Annotated in this window: 21 protein-coding genes, 1 tRNA gene and 1 pseudogene; 6 read left to right on the top strand and 17 right to left on the bottom strand. The window is 65.2% G+C overall.

The window, feature by feature from the left end:
• Positions 1–142 precede the first annotated feature (142 nt).
• The 4 genes from rluB to HWX31_RS07450 all read right to left on the bottom strand — a co-directional run bounded on the left by rluB (position 143) and on the right by HWX31_RS07450 (position 5,372).
• The gene (gene rluB, locus HWX31_RS07465; RefSeq protein WP_175933888.1) at positions 143–1,831 is read right to left on the bottom strand and encodes a 23S rRNA pseudouridine(2605) synthase RluB; all 1,689 of its coding nucleotides are present in this window, start codon (positions 1,829–1,831) and stop codon (positions 143–145) included.
• Positions 1,832–1,891: 60 nt separating this feature from the next.
• Positions 1,892–2,917: an SMC-Scp complex subunit ScpB gene (scpB, locus tag HWX31_RS07460; RefSeq protein WP_174963694.1), complete on the bottom strand. Its 1,026-nt coding sequence runs from the start codon at positions 2,915–2,917 to the stop codon at positions 1,892–1,894.
• A gap of 271 nt (positions 2,918–3,188) precedes the next feature.
• The gene (locus HWX31_RS07455) at positions 3,189–4,391 is read right to left on the bottom strand and encodes a pyridoxal phosphate-dependent aminotransferase (RefSeq protein WP_174963695.1); all 1,203 of its coding nucleotides are present in this window, start codon (positions 4,389–4,391) and stop codon (positions 3,189–3,191) included.
• 78 nt (positions 4,392–4,469) lie between these two features.
• The gene (locus HWX31_RS07450; protein ID WP_059757798.1) at positions 4,470–5,372 is read right to left on the bottom strand and encodes a LysR family transcriptional regulator; all 903 of its coding nucleotides are present in this window, start codon (positions 5,370–5,372) and stop codon (positions 4,470–4,472) included.
• Positions 5,373–5,783: 411 nt separating this feature from the next.
• On the opposite strand from HWX31_RS07450, the pseudogene HWX31_RS07445 reads away from it, so the two are divergent.
• Positions 5,784–6,179: pseudogene (locus HWX31_RS07445) on the top strand (transposase); the annotation flags it as partial.
• 201 nt (positions 6,180–6,380) lie between these two features.
• A complete protein-coding gene (locus HWX31_RS07440; protein ID WP_060258992.1) occupies positions 6,381–6,629 on the top strand; it encodes a hypothetical protein in 249 nt (82 codons plus the stop codon).
• A gap of 177 nt (positions 6,630–6,806) precedes the next feature.
• On the opposite strand, the gene HWX31_RS07435 is transcribed toward HWX31_RS07440, so the two are convergent.
• Positions 6,807–7,124: a hypothetical protein gene (locus tag HWX31_RS07435; protein WP_010092548.1), complete on the bottom strand. Its 318-nt coding sequence runs from the start codon at positions 7,122–7,124 to the stop codon at positions 6,807–6,809.
• Positions 7,125–7,282: 158 nt separating this feature from the next.
• Between HWX31_RS07435 and HWX31_RS07430 the strand changes: the two genes are divergently transcribed.
• The 3 genes from HWX31_RS07430 to HWX31_RS07420 all read left to right on the top strand — a co-directional run bounded on the left by HWX31_RS07430 (position 7,283) and on the right by HWX31_RS07420 (position 8,881).
• Complete coding sequence (locus HWX31_RS07430) at positions 7,283–7,999, top strand: YdcF family protein (RefSeq protein ID WP_174963740.1); 717 nt, start codon at positions 7,283–7,285, stop codon at positions 7,997–7,999.
• Positions 8,000–8,215: 216 nt separating this feature from the next.
• Complete coding sequence (locus HWX31_RS07425; RefSeq protein WP_059617153.1) at positions 8,216–8,485, top strand: hypothetical protein; 270 nt, start codon at positions 8,216–8,218, stop codon at positions 8,483–8,485.
• Between the two features lie 138 nt (positions 8,486–8,623).
• Positions 8,624–8,881: a hypothetical protein gene (locus tag HWX31_RS07420; protein WP_042583805.1), complete on the top strand. Its 258-nt coding sequence runs from the start codon at positions 8,624–8,626 to the stop codon at positions 8,879–8,881.
• Between the two features lie 78 nt (positions 8,882–8,959).
• Here HWX31_RS07420 and HWX31_RS07415 read toward each other — a convergent pair whose 3' ends face one another.
• From HWX31_RS07415 to HWX31_RS07400, 4 genes are all read right to left on the bottom strand, one after another.
• The gene (locus HWX31_RS07415) at positions 8,960–9,250 is read right to left on the bottom strand and encodes a putative quinol monooxygenase (RefSeq protein ID WP_174963696.1); all 291 of its coding nucleotides are present in this window, start codon (positions 9,248–9,250) and stop codon (positions 8,960–8,962) included.
• A 550-nt stretch (positions 9,251–9,800) separates the two neighbouring features.
• The gene (gene bamC, locus HWX31_RS07410) at positions 9,801–11,012 is read right to left on the bottom strand and encodes an outer membrane protein assembly factor BamC (protein ID WP_174963697.1); all 1,212 of its coding nucleotides are present in this window, start codon (positions 11,010–11,012) and stop codon (positions 9,801–9,803) included.
• 312 nt (positions 11,013–11,324) lie between these two features.
• The gene (locus HWX31_RS07405; RefSeq protein ID WP_174963698.1) at positions 11,325–13,337 is read right to left on the bottom strand and encodes an acyltransferase family protein; all 2,013 of its coding nucleotides are present in this window, start codon (positions 13,335–13,337) and stop codon (positions 11,325–11,327) included.
• A 445-nt stretch (positions 13,338–13,782) separates the two neighbouring features.
• A tRNA-Pro gene (locus HWX31_RS07400) sits at positions 13,783–13,859 on the bottom strand.
• Positions 13,860–14,170: 311 nt separating this feature from the next.
• Between HWX31_RS07400 and HWX31_RS07395 the strand changes: the two genes are divergently transcribed.
• On the top strand, positions 14,171–16,384 hold the full coding sequence (locus HWX31_RS07395; protein ID WP_174963699.1) for a hypothetical protein: 2,214 nt from the start codon (positions 14,171–14,173) through the stop codon (positions 16,382–16,384).
• Positions 16,385–16,471: 87 nt separating this feature from the next.
• Here the strand turns inward: HWX31_RS07395 and HWX31_RS07390 are convergent, their stop codons facing one another.
• From HWX31_RS07390 to thrS, 8 genes are all read right to left on the bottom strand, one after another.
• The gene (locus HWX31_RS07390) at positions 16,472–16,894 is read right to left on the bottom strand and encodes a MerR family transcriptional regulator (RefSeq protein WP_174963700.1); all 423 of its coding nucleotides are present in this window, start codon (positions 16,892–16,894) and stop codon (positions 16,472–16,474) included.
• A gap of 47 nt (positions 16,895–16,941) precedes the next feature.
• Positions 16,942–17,343 (bottom strand): integration host factor subunit alpha, encoded by a 402-nt coding sequence (locus HWX31_RS07385; RefSeq protein ID WP_010092556.1) that lies wholly within the window; start codon positions 17,341–17,343, stop codon positions 16,942–16,944.
• An 84-nt stretch (positions 17,344–17,427) separates the two neighbouring features.
• Positions 17,428–19,857: a phenylalanine--tRNA ligase subunit beta gene (gene pheT / locus HWX31_RS07380; RefSeq protein ID WP_174963701.1), complete on the bottom strand. Its 2,430-nt coding sequence runs from the start codon at positions 19,855–19,857 to the stop codon at positions 17,428–17,430.
• 84 nt (positions 19,858–19,941) lie between these two features.
• On the bottom strand, positions 19,942–20,955 hold the full coding sequence (pheS, locus tag HWX31_RS07375; protein WP_059617141.1) for a phenylalanine--tRNA ligase subunit alpha: 1,014 nt from the start codon (positions 20,953–20,955) through the stop codon (positions 19,942–19,944).
• 149 nt (positions 20,956–21,104) lie between these two features.
• Entirely contained in the window at positions 21,105–21,464 is a 360-nt protein-coding gene (rplT, locus tag HWX31_RS07370; protein WP_004192938.1) for a 50S ribosomal protein L20, read from the bottom strand.
• Between the two features lie 30 nt (positions 21,465–21,494).
• Positions 21,495–21,692: a 50S ribosomal protein L35 gene (gene rpmI / locus HWX31_RS07365; RefSeq protein ID WP_004191477.1), complete on the bottom strand. Its 198-nt coding sequence runs from the start codon at positions 21,690–21,692 to the stop codon at positions 21,495–21,497.
• 190 nt (positions 21,693–21,882) lie between these two features.
• On the bottom strand, positions 21,883–22,407 hold the full coding sequence (infC, locus tag HWX31_RS07360; RefSeq protein WP_072465527.1) for a translation initiation factor IF-3: 525 nt from the start codon (positions 22,405–22,407) through the stop codon (positions 21,883–21,885).
• Between the two features lie 49 nt (positions 22,408–22,456).
• A complete protein-coding gene (gene thrS / locus HWX31_RS07355) occupies positions 22,457–24,364 on the bottom strand; it encodes a threonine--tRNA ligase (protein WP_045566232.1) in 1,908 nt (635 codons plus the stop codon).
• Positions 24,365–24,453 lie beyond the last annotated feature (89 nt).

Here is a 24,453-nt window from a genome sequence, read left to right as displayed (position 1 = left end):
GAGCCGCACATCAAATCCGTACGCCCAGCGACTTTGCGATTATAGCGATTTTCGGCGCAAACGCCAAGCGCCCGCCGGCAAAACCGGACTTTCAAACCGATTTCGCCGGCGAGACGCGGCAGGTTGCGCCGCGATCCGCAGCTCAGCGGCCGCGCGAGCGATTCCGCTGCGGACGCTGGCCGCCGCGCGCGCCGCCGCCGTTGCCGGCGCCTTCCGCGCGATTGCCGTTCGGGTTGCGATTGCCGCCGCCCTTGCCGGCGCCGCCGCCACGTTTGTTGCCGCCCGCGCCATACGATGCGCGGTTGCCGTCGACGTCGCGCCCGCCGCCCGCACGCTGGCCGCTGCCGTAGCCGCCCGACATGCCCGGCATGCCGCCGCCGAAGCCGCTCGGGCCGGCGAAGCCGCCCGCCGCGCCACGCCGCGGGCCGCGCCGCGGCTGCTCGAGGTTGCCGTGCGTCGTCAGCACCGGCTCACGGCCGATGAAGCCCATCGACGTCTGCATCGGGTCGGGCTGGCGGCGCTCGGCCTGGCCACCGCTACCGCGCTTGCCCTTCTCTTCCGACGGCGCCTTCAGGCCGACCGTCGCCATCAGCTTGCGCACCTGCGCTTCGTCGAGCTCTTCCCAGCGGCCGCGCTTCAGGCCGCGCGGCAGCGGGATCGGGCCATGGCGCGTGCGGATCAGGCGGCTCACCATCAGGCCGGCCGCCTCGAACATCCGGCGCACTTCGCGATTGCGGCCTTCGGCCAGCGCAACGTGATACCAGTGATTCGTGCCTTCGCCGCCGCCATCGCGGATGCGCAGGAAGTTGGCCGGGCCGTCGTCCAGCTCGACGCCGTGCAGCAGCTTCTGCCGGTTGCCTTCGGACAGCTCGCCGACCACCCGCACCGCATACTCGCGCTCGACGCTGTAGCGCGGATGCATGAAGCGGTTCGCCAGGTCGCCCGACGTCGTCAGCATCAGCAGCCCTTCGGTGTTGAAGTCGAGCCGGCCAACCGCAAGCCATTTGGCCGTCTTCATCGGCGGCAGGCGGTCGAACACCGACGGCCGGCCTTCCGGATCCGCATGGCTGACGATCTCGCCTGTCGGCTTGTGATACAGCAGCACGCGCGGCGGCTTGTTCGGCAGCTTGCGCTTGACCGGCTTGCCGTTGATCCGGACCTGGTCGGTCGGCATGATGCGCTGGCCGATGTGCGCTGGTTCGCCGTTCACCGACACGCGGCCGGCGACGATCAGCTCTTCCATTTCACGGCGTGAGCCCATGCCGGCTTCCGCCAGCACCTTGTGAAGCTTCGGCGCATCGTCGTCCGGCGACAGCACGCGCTTGTTGGCCGTCTGGCCGCGGCCGCGCCGCAGCATCGGCGCGCGCACGCCGCTGCCCGCCGCGGAATTGTCCGCATCGAACGCCGGCGACGTCACGTACGCGAACAGGTCGTCCTGGGCCGCTTCCCCGGCCGTGCCGGCAGCACCGGCCGCGCCGGCAGCACCGCCGCGCTTGCCCTGGCCGCCCTGGCGCGCCGCGCCTTCGCGCTTGGGCGCCGGCTTGCGCCCGCCCTTCGCCGCGCCTTCCTTGCGCGGCGCCCGCGCCGGCGGCTGCGCTTCCGCTGCCGCGGCAGGCGCTTGCGCACCTTCCTCGCCCTGCGGCGAGCCCTCGGCGCCCTTCGACTTCGCAGCCGCGCGACGGCGCGCGATCAGGCTGCGCGGGCCGCGCCGCAGGCCGCGGCGGGGACGTTCGTCGCCACCCTCGGCCGAGCCGCCCTGCTCGGGCGCATCGTCGGCGCGCGCTGCCTGCACGGCAGGCGCGGACGATTCAATATCGTGGATATCAGTCAAAACAACCTCAAAATGTCAGGTCTCGCGCCCGGCGCGGGCGCGGCATGGAATTGGCCGCGATCAGGCGCGACGCTGTTCAGGTTCTGCTTCGTCGTCCGGCAGCTCGTCCGCCCCGATGGGCGCGCTGGCGCTGCGTACGGCATCCGCGAGGCTGTCGGACGTGTCGTCCGTCATCTCGTCGTCCGCAGGACGGGAACGGGGTGCGTCGGCATGCCCGGCCACGCCGGACATGTCGTCGACCGCTTCCGCTCCGTCGCCGGCTGCCGCTTCGGCGGCCGGCTTGCGATCTTCCTCGTTCAACTCCGCGTGCAGCGACTCGGGCTGCACGTCGGCCGGCGTTGCTTCGACGCCGGCGTCTTCCGTTCCCGCACCCTCAATCGCGAGCGTATCGCGGTCCGGCGATTCGTGCGCCGAGGCACCGCCGGCCTCGACGTCAGCCGGCTGCGCGAGCGCTTGCGCCGATCCGGACGCATCCGCCGCCGCGTCGTCCGCGGCTGCCGCATCCTCGGCGGCCGGCGCACCGTCTTCGAAATCCATCGCATGCTGCGCGAGCAGCGCGGCCTCGATGTTCGCCGCAGGCTCCTCGAGCGCGGGCAGATCGTCGAGCGCCTTCAGGCCGAGATCGTCGAGGAACTGCTTGGTCGTCGCATACAGCGCCGGACGCCCCGGCACGTCGCGATGCCCGATCACCTCGATCCAGCCGCGATCCTCGAGCTGCTTGACCACCTGCGTGTTGACCGTGACACCGCGGATTTCCTCGATGTCCCCGCGCGTGACCGGCTGCCGGTACGCAATGATCGCCAGCGTCTCGAGCACCGCGCGCGAATACTTCGGCGGCTTCTCCGGATGCAGGCGGTCGAGAAAGCTGCGCATCGCCGGCTTGCTCTGAAAGCGCCAGCCGCTCGCCAGCGCCACCAGCTCGACACCACGACCGGACCATTCCTGTTTCAGATCTTCGAGCAACGTGCGGACCGTGTCAGCCGACACGCTGTCGGCAAATAGCTTGCGCAGATCGCCGAGCTTCAGCGGTTCCTGCGCGCAGATCAAAGCAGTCTCGAGGACGATCTTCGCCTCTTGGGTATTCATGCAGCTAGGCCAGACCCTGTGGTCAAACGAACCGGATCAACAAACAGACGAAAGGAACGGAAGACGCGCTCGCCCGATTCTGATCGGTCATATTGATGGGAGCACGAACCGGGGGCGGCGAAACAACTTCAAGCCAGGCCCAAACCGGACGGAACAGCACGATTCAACGAGGGAACCGCGTGACTGAGCGCCATCTTACGCAAAATTGCCGAGTGCGTAAAGATGAGTAGAGGGACCCGCTCTCGCCCTGCCGGAACGGTCCAGCCCCGTTTCAGCGCGACGCCGCCCCGGTCGCCAAAAACCGCCGCAGCCGCTCGACGCCCGCGTCCAGCCGCGCCGGGTCGCACGCGTAGCACCATCGCACGAACCCCTCTCCCTCGGGACCGAACGCGCATCCCGGCGCAAGGCCGAGCCCCGCCTCGCGCACCAATGTCTTGCAGAATGCAAGACTCTGCTCCGATCCGGGCAAGCGCAGGAACAGGTACATCGCACCGGGCGGCGGCGGCACGTCGACGCCCGGCAGCGTGCGCAGTGCGGCGATCAGATGGTCGCGCGCCTCGTGCAGCGCCGCGACGAACGACCGGACGAACGGCTCGCCGTCGCGCAACGCGACTTCGCCCGCGGCCTGCACGAAGCCCGGCGCGCACGACGTGTTGTATTCGACGAGCTTCGCGAGCTCGCCCATGACCGATGCCGGCGCAACCAGCCAGCCGAGCCGCCAGCCGGTCATCGCCCACGCCTTCGAGAACGAGTTCACGACGACGACCCGCTCGTCGCGCGACGCGATGTCCAGAAACGACGGCGCGCCAGCGCCGTCGAACGCAAGCCGCTCGTACACCTCGTCGGCGACCACCCAGATCCCGTGACGGCGGCAATGCGCGAGCACCGCGCACTGATCGTCGCGCGACATGGTCCAGCCGGTCGGGTTGTTCGGCGAATTGAGCAGCAGCATGCGCGTGTCGGGCGTCAGCGCCGCGAGCAACCGGTCGACATCGAGCCGCCAGCCCGTCGCGCCATGACGCAGCGGCACGGACTCGACCCTCGCCCCGAGAATCTTCGGGATCTCGACGAGATTCGGCCACAGCGGCGTCACCGCGACGACGCGGTCGCCCGGACCGACGAGCAGCTGCGCGACCAGCATCAGCGCACTGACGCCCGAACTCGTCACGGCGACCGTGTCCGCCGTCGTCGCGCCGTGGCGCGCCCCCACGTAGGCTGCGATTGCCTCGCGCAGCGCCGCGGTGCCGAGGTTGTGCGTGTAGAACGTCGCACCGTCCCGCAGTGCGGCGGCGGCCTCGTCGCGGACGAAACCCGGCGTGACGCGGTCGGATTCGCCGAACCAGAACGGCAGCACGTCCGGCACGCCGAAGCCGGCATTCGCCACTTCCCGGATCAGCGACGGCCGCAGGTCCCGCACCGCATCGCGCGCCGCCGGCTCGCCCGTCGCCGGACGACAACCAGAGGAATTCGTCATCGGATCTCGCCCCGAAGGAACATGTTCCGCAGTGTAACGGCGCTGACGGCGAGCGGGCGCGGACCGGCGGCGACGCTGTCAGTCGAGATCCTCGGCCCGGGCGGGCATCTGGTGCACGAGCTCCCAGATCGCCTGCGCGGCGGGAGACAGCGAGCGGTCGCGGCGGCGCACCAGTTCGACCGTGCGCTCCGTGCGCGGCGTGAGCGGGCGCGCGACGAGCGTCGAACCGGCCGGCAGCGGCAGCGACAGCCACGGCTGCACGCTCACGCCGACGCCGGCTTCGACGAGCCCGAACACCGTCGCCGAATGCCCGAGCTCCTGCATGACCGTCGCGCTCACCCGATGCGCGGCCAGCGCCGCATCGATCAGGGGCCGGCTGCCCGACGCGTGATCGAGCAGCACGAGGCGCTCGCCGTTCAGCGCCGACCACGGCACCTCCGCGCGCGACGCGAGCGGATGGTCGGCGCGCGCCACGAGGCAGAACGAATCGGTCATCAGCGGCTCGCTCACGAGATCGGCGACGCTGAGCGGCCCGATCACGACGCCGAAATCCACCTCGCCCGACTTCACCTTGCGCAGCACGTCGCTCTGCACGTCGTCGCGCAGGCCGAGCGTGACGAACGGAAACTGCCGTTCGCAGGCGGCGACGACGCGCGGCATCAGCCGGCACGCGATCGTCGGGCTGGCGGCGACGATCACGCGCCCGCGGCGCTGCTCGCCGATTTCGCGAATCTCGCGCAGCGTGTCGTCGAGATCGCCGATCAGACGCGACACGCTCGCGACCAGGTTCCCGCCGACGTCGGTCAACTGCACGTCGCGCGTGGTGCGATCGATCAGCTTCAGCCCCAGCTCCGCCTCCAGTTCCCGCACGCAGCGGCTCACCGCGGACTGCGTGAGCCCGATCTCGTCGCCGGCGCGGCTGAAGCTCTTGAGCCGCGCGACCTCGATGAATACGCGAAGCTGGCGCAGCGTGATGTTCATGTCCTGTCCTCATCAATCTCTGGCATCGATGCGCGATTCTAGTGCGCGAATCCGGCACCTGTCGCACATGTTTCGCTGCGGTGCAATATGCGCGCAAACGCACGCGGTGCGGGCGAATTGCACAAGATTGGTGATTGTCCCGATTTGCTGGCGGGTTATTTTGGCGTCTTATACGCCCCTAGCTGACGCAGCCGTCAGCTCGCTGCCAAGCGGCTTTCGCGGGATATGCCTCCCACGTGGCACGCTTCGTGCTTTTACCTGACGCACAGGGCGCGGTTTCGTCCGATGGAACGCCTGAGATCCATCACCGGCGGACCGGACGCCCCCACCCGGCACTTGGTGATCGAGTGCTTGAAGAGTGCGCGGCGCAGGGCAGCGCACCGGAGTTTGCTTCGCTGAGGTGAGGACATGATGCTGTTCGACGATTTGAGAGATAACGAGTGGGCGCTGGTCGAGGGTCTGTTTTGTTCGGAACCCGCACGGAGTGAGCGTCGCGGTCGTCCCCGCGTGGAAGCCCGTTCGGTGGTGAATGCCGTGCTGTGGGTGCTGTCGACCGGTGAAGGCTGGTCGAAGCTGCCGGGGCGCTATCCGTCGCCGCCGACCTGCCGCCGCCGCTTCGACGAGTGGCAAGCCGACGGCACGCTCGCCGAGATCGTCAAGCGACTCGGCACGAGCGGCCGGCAGATCTCGCTGCGCGGCCGCATCGGCGCGAGCGCGGCCAAGCCGCCCGCACCGCCGAGCCGCGACCGCCTGCGCGGCGCCTTCTGGACCAATCCGGAATCCTGGCGCGCACCGGTCAAGATGGCGTAAAGGACAGGACACCGAACCGGGCGGCTGCGGCCGCCCGGTCTCTTTTCGGCAACGGCCACGCGGAACGGGCCGCGTCGCCGGGCTCCGCTGTCGCGCGGCGATACATCTATTTACCAATATTTACAGCAAGCCTGCACTCCCACGCTTACCTTAGCGTCATGTCAGCGAGCCGCATCGACGGCTTGAAGGGAGCCCGCCATGAAACCGATGTCACTGCTCGCGGCATGCGGCATTGTCGTTTCACTGGCGCTTGCCTTGCCGGCGCACGCGGACGACCACGCCAGGCAGCCGCACCGCCAGCAGGAACACAAGGGCAATCCGCATGCGCCGCCCGGCGCCGAACAGTCCAACCAGACGGTACCGCGCGGCGACCTGCGCGGCGACATCGCCAGCAATGCCCGCGCACGTGTCGGCCTGCCGCCGCAGGATTCGCGCCGCCATCCGTAACCCGGCGCCCCGCCCGTCTTCAACAAAGAATTTGCCTGCGTCCGGGAACTGCGCGATGCGTGGCGAGTCAACATCGTTGCCATGAGCACAGCGTGGCAGCAGCAAAAAGTATCCGGTACGCCCGTATCCTCGCGATACGGGCTTTTTTTTCGCCGAGTTGCCGGCGGGCCTGATGCGCTAGAGCCGGCTTTCGAGGATCGCGACGGCGCTTGCTTCGCTCAGCGCGTAATCCTCGATCCTGCGATCGGTCCAGGCGGGCAATTTCTCGTCGCGTTCGAGGCGTGCGAATTCGGCGCGTCCGCTGTCGGTCAGCACGGCGATGTCGACCGGCGCGTGAAAGCCTGGTGCAGGCGCAACGGTCTTCTGCCTGACCGTGTCCATCAGCCCAAGCGACCGCAGATACTCGAACACGCCCGGACGACGCGCCCACGGCACCTGGCGATACTGCACCCGCCTCAGCGCGTCGAGCACCGCTTCGTTGGAATACGTGGCCATCTCGATTCTTTCTTAAAGTGCAGCGACAATGCCAGGCAGCGCGCCGGGCGGGGTCTCCGCCCGCCGGCGCCGCCACCGGTTCAGGAGGCTGGACGCTCGGCGTCGAGTCGGGGCCAGATCATCAGCCATCCATAAAAAGACACCATACCCCAATCAAATTGATTCTGTTCGATTCATTTGCACTTCTCTTCGTCGTTTTCATGCTGTGCCGCAAGTGGCGGCGCACGATCGCGGCGGCCGCCTTCGCGCTGTTCTGGCTGCTTGCGACGGGCTGGCTCGCAGCACCGTTGATCGCATGGTCGCAGGCGGGCGTGACACCCGTCGAACACCCCGACATGCACGGGCAAACCGTGCTGATCCTGCTCGGCACGGGAACGCGGCGCATCGACGGACGGCTCGAGCCACGCACGGACGGCTTCCCCCGCATTCGCAAGACCGCCGCGCTGTACCGCGATTGCCGACAGCGCGCCGAACGTTGCACGGTCATCGTGTCCGGCGGCGATCCCGAGCGGCACGGCGCGACCGAAGCCGCGACGTATGCGCCGTATCTCGTCGCCCAAGGCGTCGACCCGCGCGATCTCATGCTCGAAGCAAACAGCCGCACAACCTACGAAAATGCGAAGTTCACGACGCCTATACTACGCTCACGGCATGTCGATGCGACGATCCTCGTCACGTCGTCGTATCAGATGCGACGTGCGCTGCTCGATTTCCGGCACTTCGGCATCGACGCACAGCCGGTCTACGCCAATCGCCGCGACGCGCGAACCGGCTGGCTGCCTCGCCGGCAGAATCTGATCAACGCCGAGCATGCGTTGCACGAATTGATCGGCATCGCGCAATTTCACGTGTACAGCCGGCTCGGGTGGTTCTGAGGACACCTTCACACTTGCCCCGGCAACACGCCGCGCCGCATGGCACGCGCGTGACGAAACGCGGCAAGTGTTGCGCGACTTCAACGCGGCCTTGCGCCGCGCGGCCGTTCCAATGCATTGATCCGTCACTTTTGTTACACTCGACACGCACTCGATTGCGGTCGCCAGACTGAACGGCAACACTCGGGTTCATCACCACTTAGCGGAGGTAAAGCAATGAAGAAGACGTCCCTGGCTATCCTGGTTGCGATGTCGGCGCTGGCTGGCGCAGCGTATGCGCAAGAGAGCACGGAAATCAAGACCATCACCGATCCGGCCAAGATTGCCGAGATCGAGCAGCGCGCGCAGGCCCTGCAGCAGCAGCAAGCTGCCCAGGCAGCCGAGCCGGCGATGCACGAAGAACACCACGGCAAGAAGGCAGCTCACCACAAGGCGGCAAAGAAGGCCGTCAAGAAGGCTGCTCCGGCCGACGCCGCAAGCCAGTAACTTCCGCGGCACCGCATAAGCAAAAAAGCCGAATCCGGGCAACCGGGTTCGGCTTTTTTGGTTGCGGCGCCGGTACGCTGTGCTACAGTCGCGCACCGAACTTTTCCACCCCGTACGCACCCTGGTGCGGAGGACAGCATGAGCAATATTCAACTCGACATCGAGTGGACGGAAGCCGCCACTCGCAAGATCAAGCAACTGATGCCGCGCGGCTCGGACGACGCCTTTCTCGCGCTCCCGCCGATCGAGTGCCTGCCGATGGAAGGCGACGTGCTCTTTCTCGGCCCGCAAGGCAAGCAGCAGCCGTTCATCGTCGCCGAACGCCAGTACCATCATGACGGCGACGCGGACTGGACGATCATCCTGATCCTCGACGTACCCGACACGTCGCACTGACGCCGGCCGGGCGGGCAGTTCGGTCGCTCGCCCGCCCGCCCGCCCGCCCGCCCGCCCGCCCGCCCGCCCGCCCGCCCGTCAGACGATCTTAGACAACACGCGAATCTCCGAGCTCGCAATCCAGTCCGCGGCCGCCTCGCGATAGGTGCGAATGTGCGCGGAACCCGCATGCGCGGCCAATGCCGCCTCGCTCGCCCAGCGCTCGACGAACACGAACCGGGCAGGCTCCTTCAGATCGCGATGCAGGTCGTATTGCAGCGCGCCCGGCTCGTTGCGGGTCGGCTCGACAATCCCCTCGAGCACGACACGCAGCTTTTCCTCCTCACCCGGTTTCGCCACGATCAGCGCGACGACTGCGATTTCCGTCATTCCAGCCTCCTCGGTCTCGAAAGAGGCCGAGCATACGCGAATCCCGCGGCGACCGTATCGGCGCCCCAGCACATGATCGACGCCCAAAAAAATTGCCCGCGCTTCACAGGAAGCGCGGGCGAAACCGTCGCCCTACGAGGATAGGCGACGGGGCCATCGAGATCCGCGCACGCGCGCGGATCGTCATCGATTGCGCCGGCGCGGGTTGCGCCGGCATTTAAAGCGCCGATACCGTTTGTCACGCACTCGCGACGCGTGTCCGGGATCTGGCGCCATCCTCCCTGCCCTGATGATCTGCCTATAAAAAGCAGATTTCATGCCAGATACTGATAAAACGTCATCGCATTGATTTAAAAGGGAAATTTTCGAAGCAACGTGGCATGACTTGCGCCCGGTCGCCCGTAACACCCGAATGTTACGTAACGTCACGTCGCGGGGACCGATCCGGAAACGACACAAGAACAAACAGTACGCAGCGGGTGCCGGAACGAAAAAAAGCCCGCCAGAAAACTGGCGGGCTTTCCCGAATGCAGCAGAGTGGGCGTTGCGATCAGCGCAGCTGGTTCACCAGCAGCCCCATGATCTGACGGGCCGGCTGCGACGAATCGATCGCGCCCGACTCGTCGACGACCGCGACACGCGTCTGATCCGGCGTGAGCGCCTTCACGTTGACCCGGTACTGCTTCGCCTGCTTTTCCTTCTTGCCGTGGAACAACTGGCTCCAGAAGCCCTGCTCGGCGGCGCTCAGATCCTTCGGATCGACGTATCGCACGAAATACAGGCCCTTCTGGCGATCGCGATCGTCGACCGTGAAGTTGGCGCGATCGAGCGCGAGGCCGACGCGCAGCCACGAGCGATCGTACGCCTCGCCGAGCGTGACTTCGGACGGCACCGCATCGCTCGCATCGGCAGTTCCCTGCGACGACGAACGCGCGACGTTTTGCGTCGCAATGGCCGCTGCCGCCGCCTTCGACGACGCGTCCGCCGCGCCCTTCTTGTCCTTCGCGGGCGGAGTGTCGCTGATATTGGCGATCGGCGGCTCGCCGTTCTTCGCGCGCAGGTCGTTCTGCGCGAGGACGGCCATCAACCGCTTCAGGTATTCCGTCTCGAGCGCCGGATCGTTCGGCTTCGGCTCCCACTTGCTCGAGTCGTTGTTCGGGCCGGTCAGCGCTTCGCGCATCCCCTTCTGGCTGATGAACACGTAGGTACCGCCGTTCGGCGCCACGTCGAGACGTGTGCGGTATTTGTTGCGCTCGGCCGTCACGTACGAATTGCCCATCGCCTTCGAGATCACGCTGCGGATCAGGCCGTCGTTGATCTGCGGATGGGTTTCGTTCCAGTCGGTTTCCATCACGCCCTTGTCGCGCTGGTCGACGACAAGCAGGAAGCCCTGTTCCTGCCAGAAGCGGCGGACCTGCGGCCAGATGTCGGCCGGCTTCTTGCCGTCGATGACGAGCCAGCTCTCGGTGCCGTCGCGCTGGATATGCATGCCGGTCACGGGCGGCACGACGGCATCGGTGGACGGCGCGGCCTGCTGGACTTGCTGGAGCGCCGACAGGGAGGTTGCACCGCCCTGCGGCGGCAACGAGCGCTGATCGGCCGTCTCCTCGAGCATGTTGGGCGGAACTGCGAGCGAAACCTCCTTCGATTTCGAGTCGCTCTTGTAGTCCACTTTCGTGGGCGACGGCGAACTACAACCGGCAACGAGCACGCCGGTGGCGAGCACTGCAGCGAACCGCTTGGTAAGACGAAGATCAGTCATGTTCTGGGAATCCTCTTCCGCTAAATCACGGCGCTTTCCGTGGATCAACCTTGTATTTTACCGGTGCGACGGCGGGCTGTGCAAAAAGCGGGCATGCGCGGTGCCGGCCGGGGGATTGGTCGGCGCGTGGCGCGAGCCGTCCGCAGCAGGGAGAAACCCGCGACAGCCTTGACTGATGCGGGTGCCAGCCTGGTCGGGAGACAAAATATGACGCATTGTCTGTCGGCAACTTGCCGCCCTCCATCGTCCGACACGTTCCGATGGCGCACCGTGGCAGCCAAGCATTGCCGGACCATCATGCCCGGGATGGCACTAAGGGGCATCACGCCGAATGGATAGCGAGAACGTCGATTTGCTGATCGCCCTGTCAACGAAATACCCGGATCCGGGATATGTCATGTGCGAGACGTCATAGGCGACCGGAATGTACTTCGTGCTGGAGGCGGAAATCACGCACCCGTTCTTGTTGCACAGATGGTCCAGCGGAGAGATGAAGTCCGCTCCAGCCTTCGCGGCAACCTCTTTCACACGCGCATCGATTCCGTAGAGCGTCGTGTCGAACCGCTCGAATGTGCGATCCCGTTCATTCGGGATGAACAGCCTTCCACCCAGTTTGGGCAGGCTGATCTCGAAGACCGGGAAGCAGCCGACGACAATGATTTTTCTGACCCCCATCTGCCGGATGGCCCGAATCGTGTCGGCCAACGCCGCCGAATCAAGCTCGTTATATCCCTTCTTCTCGAAATAGAGCGACCACGAGCCGGTCAGCATGACGACATCCGGCTTGAGCGCCCGGAGTTTTTCCAGGCTGCGCACGTAGAAATCCTCGCACCTTGGCGATTGGGTCGGCTGATAGCCGATGACGGGCGGGCAGCCGCCCTTCATCGCAACCGCAAGGCGAATGCCGAGTTCGTTGAGCTTGTCCGATGTGAGCCCATAAGAAACGTTCGCCGCGTGCGAATCGCCCCAAAGAAAGACGAGCGGCGCGGCTGCGCTTCCGGCGGAATCCAGGCACGACTTGGGCGGAACGTTGCCGTCCTCGGTTACGGAGCAGTTGATGGCCGTTGCGGGTGCAACGTTATACGCATCCAGGTCTTGACGAAGCTCCCGCTTGACGGCGCTGCGAAACGGAAGCCCGCCCCTGACGAAAGCGTTGTAGCCCGCATATCCGATACCGATCAGCAGGATGACCAGCAAGACAGCCACCTTTCGGCCGCCGCGCCGACGGATCGGACGTTCTACAAACTCGTAGACCAGATAGGCCAGGAAGACAGCGAGCGCGACCATGCCCGCGGTTTCGAGCGCCGACGCCTTTTCGGTCATCACCAGGTTCCAGAACGCGAGTATCGGCCAGTGCCACAGATACAACGGAAAACTGATCAGGCCGATCCAGACGAGGACCCTGTTCGACAGGATATGAAAGTTGAACGGGGCGTCGGGCCCGGCGAGGATGATGCACAGGGCGCCGAGAACGGGAGGGATTGCCCGCCATCCCGGAAACGGCTGGTCCTTCTGCAACAGGAGAATCGCTCCGGCGATCAGGACGAAACCGGCCAGCGCCGCAGCGCCGCCGAAGCGATCCCGCCAGCGTTGCACGGGGGCTTCGTGTTCGCGCATCAGATATGCGCCGAGGGCGCCGGCGAGCAATTCCCAGAAACGCGACAGCGGCGAGTAGTATGCGCCCGCACTGCCAATCGAAATGAGCCAGGTATTCCAGGCAAACGAGCCAATCGCGATGACGCCGATGGCGAGCAAAAGCCGCCGCCGGAATGCGACCGCCGCCAGGATGACGACCGGCCAGACGATGTAAAACTGCTCTTCGACTCCCAGCGACCACAGATGCAGCAGCGGTTTCGTCGAACCGTCCGGGTCAAAGTACCCGCTTTCGTTCCAAAGAACAACATTGGACACAAACGCGGCCGCACCCGCGAGGTGCTTGCCGAGAAGACCGAAGTCACCTTCGCCCAGCAGACGCCAGCCGGCCGCATAACACGAGACAAGAACGACCAGTAACGCGGGAACGATCCTGCGGATTCGGTGGATATAGAAGTCGACGAAGCTGAAATTACCCGCCCGGGCGCCGTCCATGACGATGCGGGAGATCAGAAAGCCGGAAATGACGAAGAATATGTCCACACCGGCAAATCCGCCTCGTATCACGTCCGGAAAGGCGTGAAAGGCCACGACGGCCATCACGGCAACCGCCCGCAGGCCGTCGATGTCGGGGCGGTAGGTGCGATGGCTCGTTCCTGTTGCCGCAGCGATCTGTGGATCCCCGTGCGCGGGCTGGACAATGCTTGTTCTTGTTGTGGCGATTTGATTCATCAATCTGGGGTGCAACAAAGTGCTCCGGGGCGCTACCGGAGGCATTCAGACGCGCCAGGCAATGCTGGCGGGACTCGGATTGCAAAGGAAAATTTGAATTAACCGATGTGCATATAGCGTGGAGAATCGATCAACGGACGTGCGGGAACTCGGACTCGAGGTTCGGCAGGTCAGCTTCGGAGGGACGAATCGTCGATGCCCCTTCAGCACGTATCGGCTGGACAGAGAAAAACTTGAGGTTCCGGGACGAGAAATCTGCGCCATCCGGCAACCGCATTGAACTCGGCACTAGCGGGAATGCGGCCTGGAAGATCCACGTGGAGGCCGGGACCGAGCCGTTGCCGCTTAGCATTTCCACGCAACGACAGAGAGAATCGGCCGCGCACGGATATGCAGCCGGAAAATGAAAAACCCGCGACAGCTAATGCTGTCGCGGGTTTTGATCTGGTCGGGGCGAGAGGATTTGAACCTCCGACCACCTGCACCCCATGCAGGTACGCTACCAGGCTGCGCTACGCCCCGAAAGAGAGAAAGTATAACAGACACTTTCGCGGTTTAGAACGGGTCGCATGCATTTTCTGAATACGAATCTTGCACGCGCCCATTCGTCCACAATCGGCCGACTCGCAACGGCGTTCATACGGTCGTTTGATCCCGCCGGCACACCACCCCGCATCCTTTGCCGCATCGCCTCTTCGCCACGTTCGTCCCCATCCCCGCTGTTTGGTGACGCCGCTCTAGCGCGCTATGCCACACTGCGCTGCATCGACGCAGGATGCCGCGCCCGGTGCGCGCATGCGGCGGACGATCAAGACAAGATACGGAGACAGACGATGCGGAATGCGGTCCGGCGCGGCCATCGCTCGCCTTTGGCAACACCCCGATTGATTTCCGGTGCGCAGCACATTGCCGGCGCCGCATTACGCCGGACCTCGCATGCACTTGGCTGCGGCGCCCTCGCGCTCGCCCTGCTCGGCGCGGGCTGCGCGGAGCCGGCCGCGCAGCGCGACAGCAACGCGAGCGTCGCATCGACGACGATCGAGCGCGCGAAGGCCGACCGCCTCGCCCGCGAACAGCAGATCGCGCGCACGGTGCCGTCGCTCGCATCGATCCGGCTCGCGCAGCCGCGCTCGTTCACGCTGCGCGACTCCGGCCAGAACGGCGCGATGACGTTCCTGCGCGACGTCGACTTCCGCATCGTCAACAATCTCGGCTTCTTCATTCACCAGCTGTCGGCGACGCTCGTGCCGACGCAGGCCGGCGCGCCGATCGTGTTCGACGACCCGACGAGTTTCGAGATCGACGTGCATCGGGGCGCCGTCACGCTCGACAGCGCGAAACTGACGGCGCTCTTCAATACCTACATCTTCGGTTATCGCAACGCGCCGCTGCGCAAGCTCGTCGTCTCGACCGGCGACGGCGTGATCCAACTGCGGGGCGAGATGCAGCGCGACGGCTGGGTGCCGTTCTCGCTGACCGGCACGCTCGCGATCCGCGACGGCAGCCAGCTCGTGTTCCATCCGACCGGCGTGCGCGTCTCGGGCCTCGACGCGCAGCCGGTGATGCGCGCCGCCAACGTGAAGATGGCCGATCTGCTCAAGGTCGACACGCCGATTGCGCGGCTTTCCGGCGACGATCTCGTGATGTCGGTCGACCGGCTGATGCCGCCGCCGCGCCTGAAGATCGCGATCACGGCGCTGCGCGTGACGCCCGCCGGGCTCGACCTGACGCTCGATGACGGCACGCGCGCGGGTTTCGCGATGCCGGCGAACGCGCCGCAGCAGGCGATGTACATTCGCGGCGGCGACGTGAAGTTCATGCGCTCGATGCCGATGAATGCCGACATCCTGATCAGCCCGGTCGATCCCGCCAAGACCGACCGGAATTTCGTCTTCGACCTGTACCACTACCGCGAGCAGGTCTCCGCGGGCTATTTCAATTTCGACGAGCGCGGCGCGATGGCGATCCGGATGCCGTCGTATGGGGGCCCGCCAAGCGGCGCCGCGCTCGGGAATCCCGCCGTGCGCCTGAACGACAGCTTCCTTGCTGCGCAGCAGAGCACGCTGCGCGACGTGCGCCAGCATTGGGAAGCCAATGCGCTCGCGGCCGGCGACGCGGCGCGGCCGGGCATGCAGAAGGTCGCGATGCGCCGCGGCACGAACGTGCCGTTCGACGAGCGGCACGTGTCGAATCGCAGTCCGTCGATCCACCTGCGCAACGTCGATTTCAACCTATCCGGCGACATCGGCTTTCACGTCGAGGAGCTCGACGTGCAGCTCGTCGCGAAGCGCCCCGCCGAGCCCGTCGACCTCGACGACCCAAACCAGTACGACATCCGCATTCTCGGCGGCACGGTCGTGGCATCGTGGAAGGCAATGTCGGCGCTCTTCAACGACTATCTGCTCGATTACTCGCCGCGCTCGCTCAACCACCTGCAATTGAGCGCCGACGGCCGGAACCTGCGCGTGCAAGGCGGCATCAAGCTGTGGAACCACGTGCCGGGCGTCTGGCTGCCGACCGACATGAAGGGCTCGCTCACGGTGCTCGACGACCGCCATCTGGCGTTCTCGCCGACCGAGGTGTCGGTGCTCGGCATTCCGCAGGCGCAGCTGCTGCGCTCGCTCGGCGTCGAGCTCGCGTCGTTGACGCCGCTGCGGCGGCGCGGTGCGGAGCTGCGCGGCGACTCGCTCGTGCTCGACCAGTACACCGTGTTCCCGCCGCCGGTGCTGAACGGCAAGCTCGCTACGGCCACCGTCGAGCGAGACGGCCTGCGCCTCACGTTCCGACGCGTGCCGGACGCGCCCGCACCGAAGCGCCCGCCGATTTCCGCGCCCAGCTACATGTGGATGGAAGGCGGCGACATGAAGATGTTCAACGTGCTTGAACTGAACGTGCGCGCGCTGATCCAGAATTCGGCCGAGGCCGGCCCGATGCGCTTCGACCTGTACGGCTACCGCAATCAGGTCGCGCAAGGCTCGGTGCGGATGCTGCCGGACGGCACGCTGGTCGTCGACCTCGGACGGCCGAACCCGCTCGCCGCACGCTGAATCGTCCCAAATCGTCCAGGCAAGCGCCGACAAAAAAGCCCGGAAAGCTGAACGCCTTCCGGGCTTCGTCGTATGCGCGACCTGCCTTCAGCCGCGCTTCAATCCTTCGATGACGTCGAGCAGCGCCTGCCGCAACGCGGCGACGTCGACCGTCGCACTCGGCCGGCTCGACGCGGCCGTGCGCACTTCCGTACCCGGCGCGTCGGGTTCGAGTTCCGGCGCCGGGCCGCGCTCGCCGCCCCCCGGCGAATCGAGCCGGTTGCGCGCACCATTGATCGTAAAACCCTGCTCGTACAGCAATTCGCGGATCCGCCGGATCAGCAGCACCTCGTGATGCTGGTAATACCGCCGGTTGCCGCGCCGCTTCACCGGCCGCAACTGCGTGAATTCCTGTTCCCAGTAGCGCAGCACATGCGGCTTCACGCCGCACAGTTCGCTGACTTCACCGATCGTGAAGTAGCGCTTCGCGGGAATCGGAGGCAAGACGACTTTCTCAACCGTCGTGGTCATCGTCAGTCAACCATCGGTAAAGGTGCGCGGCGGTCGCGCGGGAGACGTCAGCGCGCGGGGCTTGGCTCCGCGCCGTTTTCGACCAGCGCCTTGAGCTTCTGGCTCGCGTGGAACGTGACCACTCGACGCGCGGCGATCGGAATCGCCTCGCCCGTCTTCGGGTTGCGGCCCGGGCGCTGCGGCTTGTCGCGCAGCTGGAAGTTGCCGAACCCCGACAGCTTGACGCTTTCACCGTTCTCGAGCGCGTCGCGGATCACTTCGAAGAACGCCTCGACCATGTCCTTCGCTTCACGCTTGTTCAGCCCGACGCTGTCGAACAGCAGCTCCGCCAGCTCCGCCTTCGTCAGGGTCGGCGTCTCCGTGGACGCCGGCGCCGAAACGTCGCGGTTCATGGCGCTGCGTTGCGCCGTCAGGAGGGCTTCGAATTCACTCGAGGTCATGTCGTTCATATCTGCCATACAGCGCGTTAAATCAAAACTCACGATGGGGAGCCGGCCGCCCGGGCGGCGTCACGCCCGGGCAACCCGGGCTCCTTAGCCGCGCAAGCGCGCACCCACACGAGCCATCCGCTCGACAAGCGTCTGGATCGCCTGATCGACGACCTCGTCCTGTAGCGTGCCGGCCGCGTCCTGCAGCGTCACGCGGAAGGCAAGGCTCTTCTCGTGCGCGGCGAGTCCACCGGAAGTATTTGATTTTGCACGAAATTCGTCGAAGAGTACAACCTTCTGAACGAATCGGCAGGCGTCGTCGGCCAACGCCTTCTTCATCTCGTCGAACAGCGCCTGGACCTCGACCGCCTGATCGACCACGACTGCGATGTCGCGGCGCACCGGCGGGAATTTCGACACGTCGGTCGGCACCGGCAGTGCACGCGCGATCAGCGCGTCGGCGTCGATCTCGAACAGCACCGGCGCGTGCGGCAGCTCGTACTTCTGCATCAGGCGCGGGTGCAGCTCGCCGATCCAGCCGACCGCGCGGCCGTCGACTTCGATGCGCGCGCTGCGGCCCGGATGGAGCGCCGGATGCTCGGCCTTCACGAAACACGCGGACGTCGGCGCGAGCAGCGCCTCGAGGTCACCCTTCACGTCGAAGAAATCGACCGCACGGGTCGTCACGCCCCACTGCTCGTCGAGCGCCGGGCCGTAGGCCAGCGCGCCGACGCGCTTCGGCTGCGCGTAGCCCGCGACCGACAGTTCGCCCGCCGTGACCGACGAGTCGGTCAGGAACACGCGCCCCGTCTCGAACACGCGCACACGGTCCGCGCGGCGGTTCAGGTTGTGGCGCAACACGGCGATCAGGCTGCCGAACAGCGTCGTGCGCATCACCGACAACTGGCTCGCGATCGGATTCAGCAGACGGATCGGGTTGTCGTTGCCCGCGAAATCACGTTCCCACTCCGCGTCGACGAAGCTGAAGTTGACCGTTTCCGCGTAGTCGCGCGCGGCAAGCGCGTGACGAATCGTGTGGATCGAGCGCTGCGTCTCGTTGGTCGCGCGCATTTCGCTCGTCGCGACCGGCGGACGCGCCGGAATCTTCTCGAAGCCGTAAATGCGCGCCACTTCCTCGATCAGGTCTTCCTCGATCTCGATGTCGAAGCGGTGCGACGGGGGCGCGACCGAGAACACGTCCTCGTCGCGCTCGAACGACAGGCCGAGGCGCGTGAAGATGTTCGCGATCTCGTCGGCGTCGATCTTCACGCCGATGATGCGGTTCGCGCGCGACACGCGCATCTTGACCGGCGCGCGCTGCGGCAGGTTGACGGCCTGGTCGTCGACCGGGCCGGCCTTGCCGCCGCAGATTTCGAGAATCAGCTGCGTGATGCGCTCGATGTGCTCGACGGTCGTCGCGTAGTCGACGCCGCGCTCGAAACGATGCGCCGCATCGGTCGAGAAGTTGTACTTGCGCGCGCGGCCGCGGATGCTGTCCGGCCACCAGAACGCCGCTTCGAGATAGATGTTGGTCGTGTCGAGCGTGACGGCCGTGCTGTCGCCGCCCATGATGCCCGCGAGGCTCTCGACCTGAACGTTGTCGGCGATCACGCCGACCGTCTCGTCGAGCTCGATCGTATTGCCGTTCAACAGCTTCAGCGACTCGCCGCGCTTGCCCCAGCGCACCTCGATGCCGCCGTGGATCTTGTCGAGATCGAACACGTGCGACGGACGGCCGAGTTCGAACATCACGTAGTTCGAGATGTCGACGAGCGCCGACACGCTGCGCTGGCCGGCGCGCTCGAGGCGCTCGACCATCCACTGCGGCGTCTTCGCGCGCGCGTTCACACCGCGGATCACGCGGCCCGAAAAGCGGCCGCACAGGTCAGGCGCGGCGATCCGCACGGGCAGCGTCTCGTCGAGCTCGACGTGCACGGGGCGGATGTCGACCGGCGTGAGCGGCGCGCCGGTGATCGCGGCCGTCTCGCGCGCGATGCCGAACACCGACAGGCAGTCGGCCTTGTTCGGCGTCAGCTTGATTTCGAAGATGGAGTCGTCGAGGTTCAGCGTGTCGCGGATGTCCTGGCCGACCGGCGTGTCTTCCGGCAGGATCAGCAGGCCGCTGTGGTCTTCGGACAGCTTCAGCTCGCGCGCCGAGCACAGCATCCCCTGGCTCTCGACGCCGCGCAGCTTCGACAGCTTGATCGCGAACGGCTTGCCGCCTTCTTCGGCGGGCGGCAGCTCCGCACCGACCAGCGCGACCGGCACCTTGATGCCCGGCGCCACGTTCGGCGCGCCGCAGACGATGTTCAGCGTCGCGCCTGTGCCGGCGTCCACCTGGCAGACATTGAGCTTGTCCGCATCCGGATGCTTGACGACTTCGAGCACCCGCCCGACGACGATCTTCGACGTCGGCGGCGCGGCCTTGCTCAGCGACTCGACTTCGAGCCCTGCCATCGTCAATGCGTGCGACAGCTCATCGGTCGTCAGCTGCGGATCGACAAAGGTTCTCAACCAGGATTCAGGGAATTGCATGGATGTCTACGTTCGAAACGGGTTGAATCGACGCCCGGCTCGCTGCGAAGCGCGCACGGGCACAAGTCGGCGCAGCGGCTCGCGTTACGCGAACTGGCGCAGGAAACGCAGGTCGTTCTCGAAGAACAGACGCAGGTCCTGCACGCCGTAGCGCAGCATCGTCAGGCGCTCGAGGCCGCTGCCGAATGCGAAGCCGATGTAGCGCTCGGGATCGAGGCCCATGTTGCGGATCACGGTCGGATGCACCTGCCCCGAGCCGGAGATCTCGAGCCACTTGCCGGCATTCTTGCCGTGCTCGAACATCATGTCGATCTCGGCCGACGGTTCCGTGAACGGGAAATACGACGGACGGAAGCGCACGAGGATATCGTCGCGCTCGAAGAATTTCTTCAGGAAGTCGGCATAGACGCCCTTGAGGTCGGCGAAGCTGATGTTTTCGTCGATCCAAAGCCCCTCGACCTGATTGAACATCGGCGAGTGGGTCGCATCGCTGTCGACGCGATACGTGCGGCCCGGCGCGATCACCTTGATCGGCGGGCGGTTCATGCGCGCATAACGCACCTGCATCGGGCTCGTGTGCGTGCGCAGCAGCAGCGGACGGCCGTCGGCATCCTTGCCGTCGACGTAGAACGTATCCTGCATCGAACGCGCCGGATGGTTCTCCGGGCTGTTCAGCGACGTGAAGTTGAACCAGTCGGTCTCGATCTCGGGACCGTCGGCCACGTCGAAGCCGATCGTGCGGAAAATCTGTTCGACACGCTCCCACGTGCGCATCACGGGGTGCAGGCTGCCCGCACCGGCGCCGCGGCCCGGCAGCGTGACGTCGATCGACTCGGCGGCGAGGCGCTGGTTCAGCAGCGCGTCGGCCAGTGCCTGACGGCGCGCGGTCAGCGCGGCTTCGACCTGCTGCTTCGCGACGTTGATACGTGCGCCTTCGGTCTTGCGTGCTTCGGGATCGAGCTTGCCGAGGCCCTTCAGCAACTCGGTCAGCGCACCCGACTTGCCGAGGAAGCGGGCTTTCTCGTTTTCGAGCGTGGTGATGTCGGCAGCCTGTTCGAAGGACTGCTGCGCGTCGGCGACAATCTGGTCCAGATCCATAGATCCCATCATTTCCAACGTCATTCGGTCTTGGCGAGCGAAATCGCTCATCCAAACAAAAAAGGGGCTCGGAAGAGCCCCGTTTTCGCTGCAGCGGCCGAAACTACCGGAACATCGCTGCAACTAACCACGCAGTGCTAATTTCGCAATTAGGCTGCAACGGCGGCTTTCACCTGCTTGACGATCGCAGCAAAAGCAGCCTTGTCGAACACCGCCATGTCGGCCAGCACCTTACGGTCGAGTTCGATCGACGCCTTCTTCAGGCCGTTGATGAACACGCTGTAGGTCATGTCGTGCTGGCGAACTGCCGCGTTGATACGCGTGATCCACAGTGCGCGGAACACACGCTTCTTGTTGCGGCGATCGCGGTACGCGTACTGACCAGCGCGCATCACCGCCTGCTTGGCGATGCGGTAGACGTTATTGCGGCGGCCGCGATAACCCTTGGCCAGGTTGATGATCTTCTTGTGACGGGCCCGTGCGGTTACCCCACGTTTGACTCGAGGCATGTTTCTCTCCTTAGAGTATCGATTGAGGGGTTACGCGAACGGGAGCATCGCGCGGACGGAGTTCAGATCGGAATCATGAACTGCCGTGGCGCCGCGCAGGTGACGCTTGTTCTTCGTGGTTTTCTTGGTCAGGATGTGGCGCTTGAAGGCTTGACCGCGCTTGACGGTACCGCCCGGACGCACCACGAAGCGCTTTGCAGCGCTCTTCTTGGTCTTCATCTTAGGCATGACGAACAACTCCAGTTTATTAGATGGCGATGGGTGTGCGGTTGGCTTGCGCCCTTGACCCGCCCTTCGAAACCCAGTCCACTTGTGTACGGCGAACCGCTTGCGCAGCCGCCGTCATTGTTGGCGCGCCGCCCTGACCGGGCCACGCGCCGAACCACTTCCGAACCTGCGCGAGACGCGCGCGGGCCCGTTACTTCTTTTTCTTCGGCGAGAGCACCATGATCATCTGGCGCCCTTCCATCTTCGGCATCTGCTCGACCTGGCCGACTTCCTCGAGATCCGTGCGCAGACGCTCAAGCATCCGCATGCCGATCTCCTGGTGAGCCATTTCGCGGCCGCGGAAACGCAACGTGATCTTCGTCTTGTCGCCCTCTTCGAGGAAGCGCAGGAGGTTGCGGAGCTTGACGTTGTAATCCCCGTCATCGGTACCCGGGCGGAACTTGACTTCCTTGACCTGGATGACCTTCTGCTTCAGCTTCGCTTCGTGCTGCTTCTTGGACTCCTGATACTTGAACTTGCCGTAATCCATCAGACGGCAGACCGGAGGAACCGCTTGAGGCGCGATTTCCACCAGGTCAACATCCAGCTCTTCCGATTTACGGAAAGCATCAGCGAGTTTTACGATACCGAGCGGTTCGTTCTCGATCCCGACCAGACGCACTTCCGGCGCAGTGATTTCACCGTTGATGCGATGCGACGACTTATCAGTAGCGATGTTACGTTTCCTCTAAAAATTAAAAAAACGAGCCGCGCTGCCAGGGCGGTTACTTGAACGAGCGCAGGTCTTCCTGCAGACGCTCAACGAAGGCTTCGACCGGCATCACGCCAAGATCGACGCCGCCACGGGCACGCACGGCTACCGTTTGCGCATCACGCTCCTTGTCGCCCACGACGAGCAGATAAGGCACCTTTTCCAGCGTGTGCTCGCGTATTTTATAGCTAATCTTCTCGTTGCGCAAATCGGCCGCCGCCCTAACCCCTTGTTTTTGCAACGTTTGGGCTAAAGATTGCGCATATTCGGCCTGACTTTCGGCAATATTGAGCACAATTGCCTGGAACGGCGCGAGCCAGACCGGCATTGCACCAGCGTGGTGCTCGATCAGGATGCCGAGGAAACGCTCCATCGAACCGACGATCGCCCGGTGCAGCATCACCGGCCGGCGGCGGCTGTTGTCTTCCGCGACGTACTCGGCACCCAGGCGCTCCGGCAGCACCATGTCGAGCTGCAGCGTACCGCACTGCCACGAGCGGCCGAGCGCATCCTTGATGTGGTACTCGATCTTCGGGCCGTAGAACGCGCCCTCGCCCGGCAGCTCTTCCCACGTGAGGCCGCAGGCCGTCAGCGCATCGCGCAGGCCCTGCTCGGCACGATCCCACGTCTCGTCCGTGCCCGCACGCTGGTCAGGGCGCAGCGACAGCTTGATGTCGATGTGATCGAAGCCGAAATCCTTGTACACGCTCATCGCGAGCGTGTTGAACGCGATCGATTCCGAGATGAACTGATCTTCGGTACAGAAGATGTGCGCATCGTCCTGCACGAAGCCGCGCACGCGCATCAGGCCGTGCAGCGCGCCCGACGCCTCGTTGCGGTGGCACGAGCCGAATTCGGCGTAGCGCAGCGGCAGGTCGCGGTACGAGCGCAGACCGTGCTTGAACACCTGGACGTGCCCCGGGCAGTTCATCGGCTTGATCGCGTAGTCGCGCTTCTCCGACTCCGTCGTGAACATGTTCTCGCGGTAGTTCTGCCAGTGGCCGGACGCCTCCCACAGCGAGCGGTCCATGATCATCGGCGTCTTGATCTCGAGGTAGCCGGCCTCGTTCACGCGGCGGCGCATGTACTGCTCGACCTGCTGCCACAGCGCCCAGCCCTTCGGGTGCCAGAACACCATGCCCGGCGACTCTTCCTGCATGTGGAACAGGTCGAGCTGCTTGCCGAGCTTGCGGTGGTCGCGCTTTTCCGCTTCCTCGAGCATGTGCAGGTACTGGTCCTGGTCTTCTTTCTTCGTCCAGGCCGTACCGTAGATGCGCTGCAGCTGCTCGTTCTTCGAGTCGCCGCGCCAGTACGCGCCCGCGACCTTCATCAGCTTGAAGACCTTCAGCTTGCCCGTCGACGGCACGTGCGGACCGCGGCACAGGTCCGTGAAGCCGCCGTGCGAATACAGCTTGATCTCATCGCTTTGCGGAATCGACTCGATGATCTCGGCCTTGTACTTCTCGCCGATGCTGCGGAAGTACCCCGCCGCCTCGTCGCGCGACACGACGCGGCGCGTCACCGGCTCGTCCTTCTTCGCGATCTCCTGCATGCGCTTTTCGATCTTTTCCAGATCTTCCGGCGTGAACGGCCGGTGGTACGAGAAGTCGTAGTAGAAGCCGTTGTCGATCACCGGCCCGATCGTCACCTGCGCGTCCGGATACAGTTCCTTGACCGCATAGGCGAGCAAGTGCGCCGTCGAGTGGCGAATGATGTCGAGACCGTCGGCGTCCTTGTCCGTGACGATCGCGAGCGACGCGTCGCGGTCGATCACCGCGGACGTATCCACGAGCTCGCCGTCGAGCTTGCCGCCGAGCGCAGCCTTTGCGAGACCGGGACCAATCGAGGCCGCCACTTCGGCGACCGTCACCGGATGCTCGTATTGTCGAACTGAGCCGTCAGGCAAGCGTATCGAAACCATAGCAATCTCCGTGATGCCGTCAGTGGGCGGCAGACCAAGCACGCGATAAAGTCACGCGCGAAATTTTCGCGACAAAAAAAATGCGGCCC

Source organism: Burkholderia ubonensis (assembly GCF_902833085.1).
GTDB lineage: Bacteria > Pseudomonadota > Gammaproteobacteria > Burkholderiales > Burkholderiaceae > Burkholderia > Burkholderia ubonensis.
The sequence above is the reverse complement of the archived record's forward strand: the minus strand, read 5'-3'. Positions and strand labels throughout refer to the sequence as shown.

What these genes read in the sequence shown, in the direction of transcription:
- pheT (WP_174963701.1), bottom strand. Translation starts at nt 19,857, where the DNA reads ATGCAATTCCCTGAATCCTGGTTGAGAACCTTTGTCGATCCGCAGCTG.
- HWX31_RS07405 (WP_174963698.1), bottom strand. Translation starts at nt 13,337, where the DNA reads ATGAATCAAATCGCCACAACAAGAACAAGCATTGTCCAGCCCGCGCAC.
- HWX31_RS07450 (WP_059757798.1), bottom strand. Translation starts at nt 5,372, where the DNA reads ATGAACATCACGCTGCGCCAGCTTCGCGTATTCATCGAGGTCGCGCGG.
- HWX31_RS07415 (WP_174963696.1), bottom strand. Translation starts at nt 9,250, where the DNA reads ATGACGGAAATCGCAGTCGTCGCGCTGATCGTGGCGAAACCGGGTGAG.
- HWX31_RS07420 (WP_042583805.1), top strand. Translation starts at nt 8,624, where the DNA reads ATGAGCAATATTCAACTCGACATCGAGTGGACGGAAGCCGCCACTCGC.
- HWX31_RS07390 (WP_174963700.1), bottom strand. Translation starts at nt 16,894, where the DNA reads ATGACCACGACGGTTGAGAAAGTCGTCTTGCCTCCGATTCCCGCGAAG.
- thrS (WP_045566232.1), bottom strand. Translation starts at nt 24,364, where the DNA reads ATGGTTTCGATACGCTTGCCTGACGGCTCAGTTCGACAATACGAGCAT.
- HWX31_RS07395 (WP_174963699.1), top strand. Translation starts at nt 14,171, where the DNA reads ATGCGGAATGCGGTCCGGCGCGGCCATCGCTCGCCTTTGGCAACACCC.
- rpmI (WP_004191477.1), bottom strand. Translation starts at nt 21,692, where the DNA reads ATGCCTAAGATGAAGACCAAGAAGAGCGCTGCAAAGCGCTTCGTGGTG.
- HWX31_RS07435 (WP_010092548.1), bottom strand. Translation starts at nt 7,124, where the DNA reads ATGGCCACGTATTCCAACGAAGCGGTGCTCGACGCGCTGAGGCGGGTG.
- HWX31_RS07440 (WP_060258992.1), top strand. Translation starts at nt 6,381, where the DNA reads ATGAAACCGATGTCACTGCTCGCGGCATGCGGCATTGTCGTTTCACTG.
- HWX31_RS07385 (WP_010092556.1), bottom strand. Translation starts at nt 17,343, where the DNA reads ATGAACGACATGACCTCGAGTGAATTCGAAGCCCTCCTGACGGCGCAA.
- bamC (WP_174963697.1), bottom strand. Translation starts at nt 11,012, where the DNA reads ATGACTGATCTTCGTCTTACCAAGCGGTTCGCTGCAGTGCTCGCCACC.
- HWX31_RS07425 (WP_059617153.1), top strand. Translation starts at nt 8,216, where the DNA reads ATGAAGAAGACGTCCCTGGCTATCCTGGTTGCGATGTCGGCGCTGGCT.
- HWX31_RS07455 (WP_174963695.1), bottom strand. Translation starts at nt 4,391, where the DNA reads ATGACGAATTCCTCTGGTTGTCGTCCGGCGACGGGCGAGCCGGCGGCG.
- rplT (WP_004192938.1), bottom strand. Translation starts at nt 21,464, where the DNA reads ATGCCTCGAGTCAAACGTGGGGTAACCGCACGGGCCCGTCACAAGAAG.
- pheS (WP_059617141.1), bottom strand. Translation starts at nt 20,955, where the DNA reads ATGGATCTGGACCAGATTGTCGCCGACGCGCAGCAGTCCTTCGAACAG.
- scpB (WP_174963694.1), bottom strand. Translation starts at nt 2,917, where the DNA reads ATGAATACCCAAGAGGCGAAGATCGTCCTCGAGACTGCTTTGATCTGC.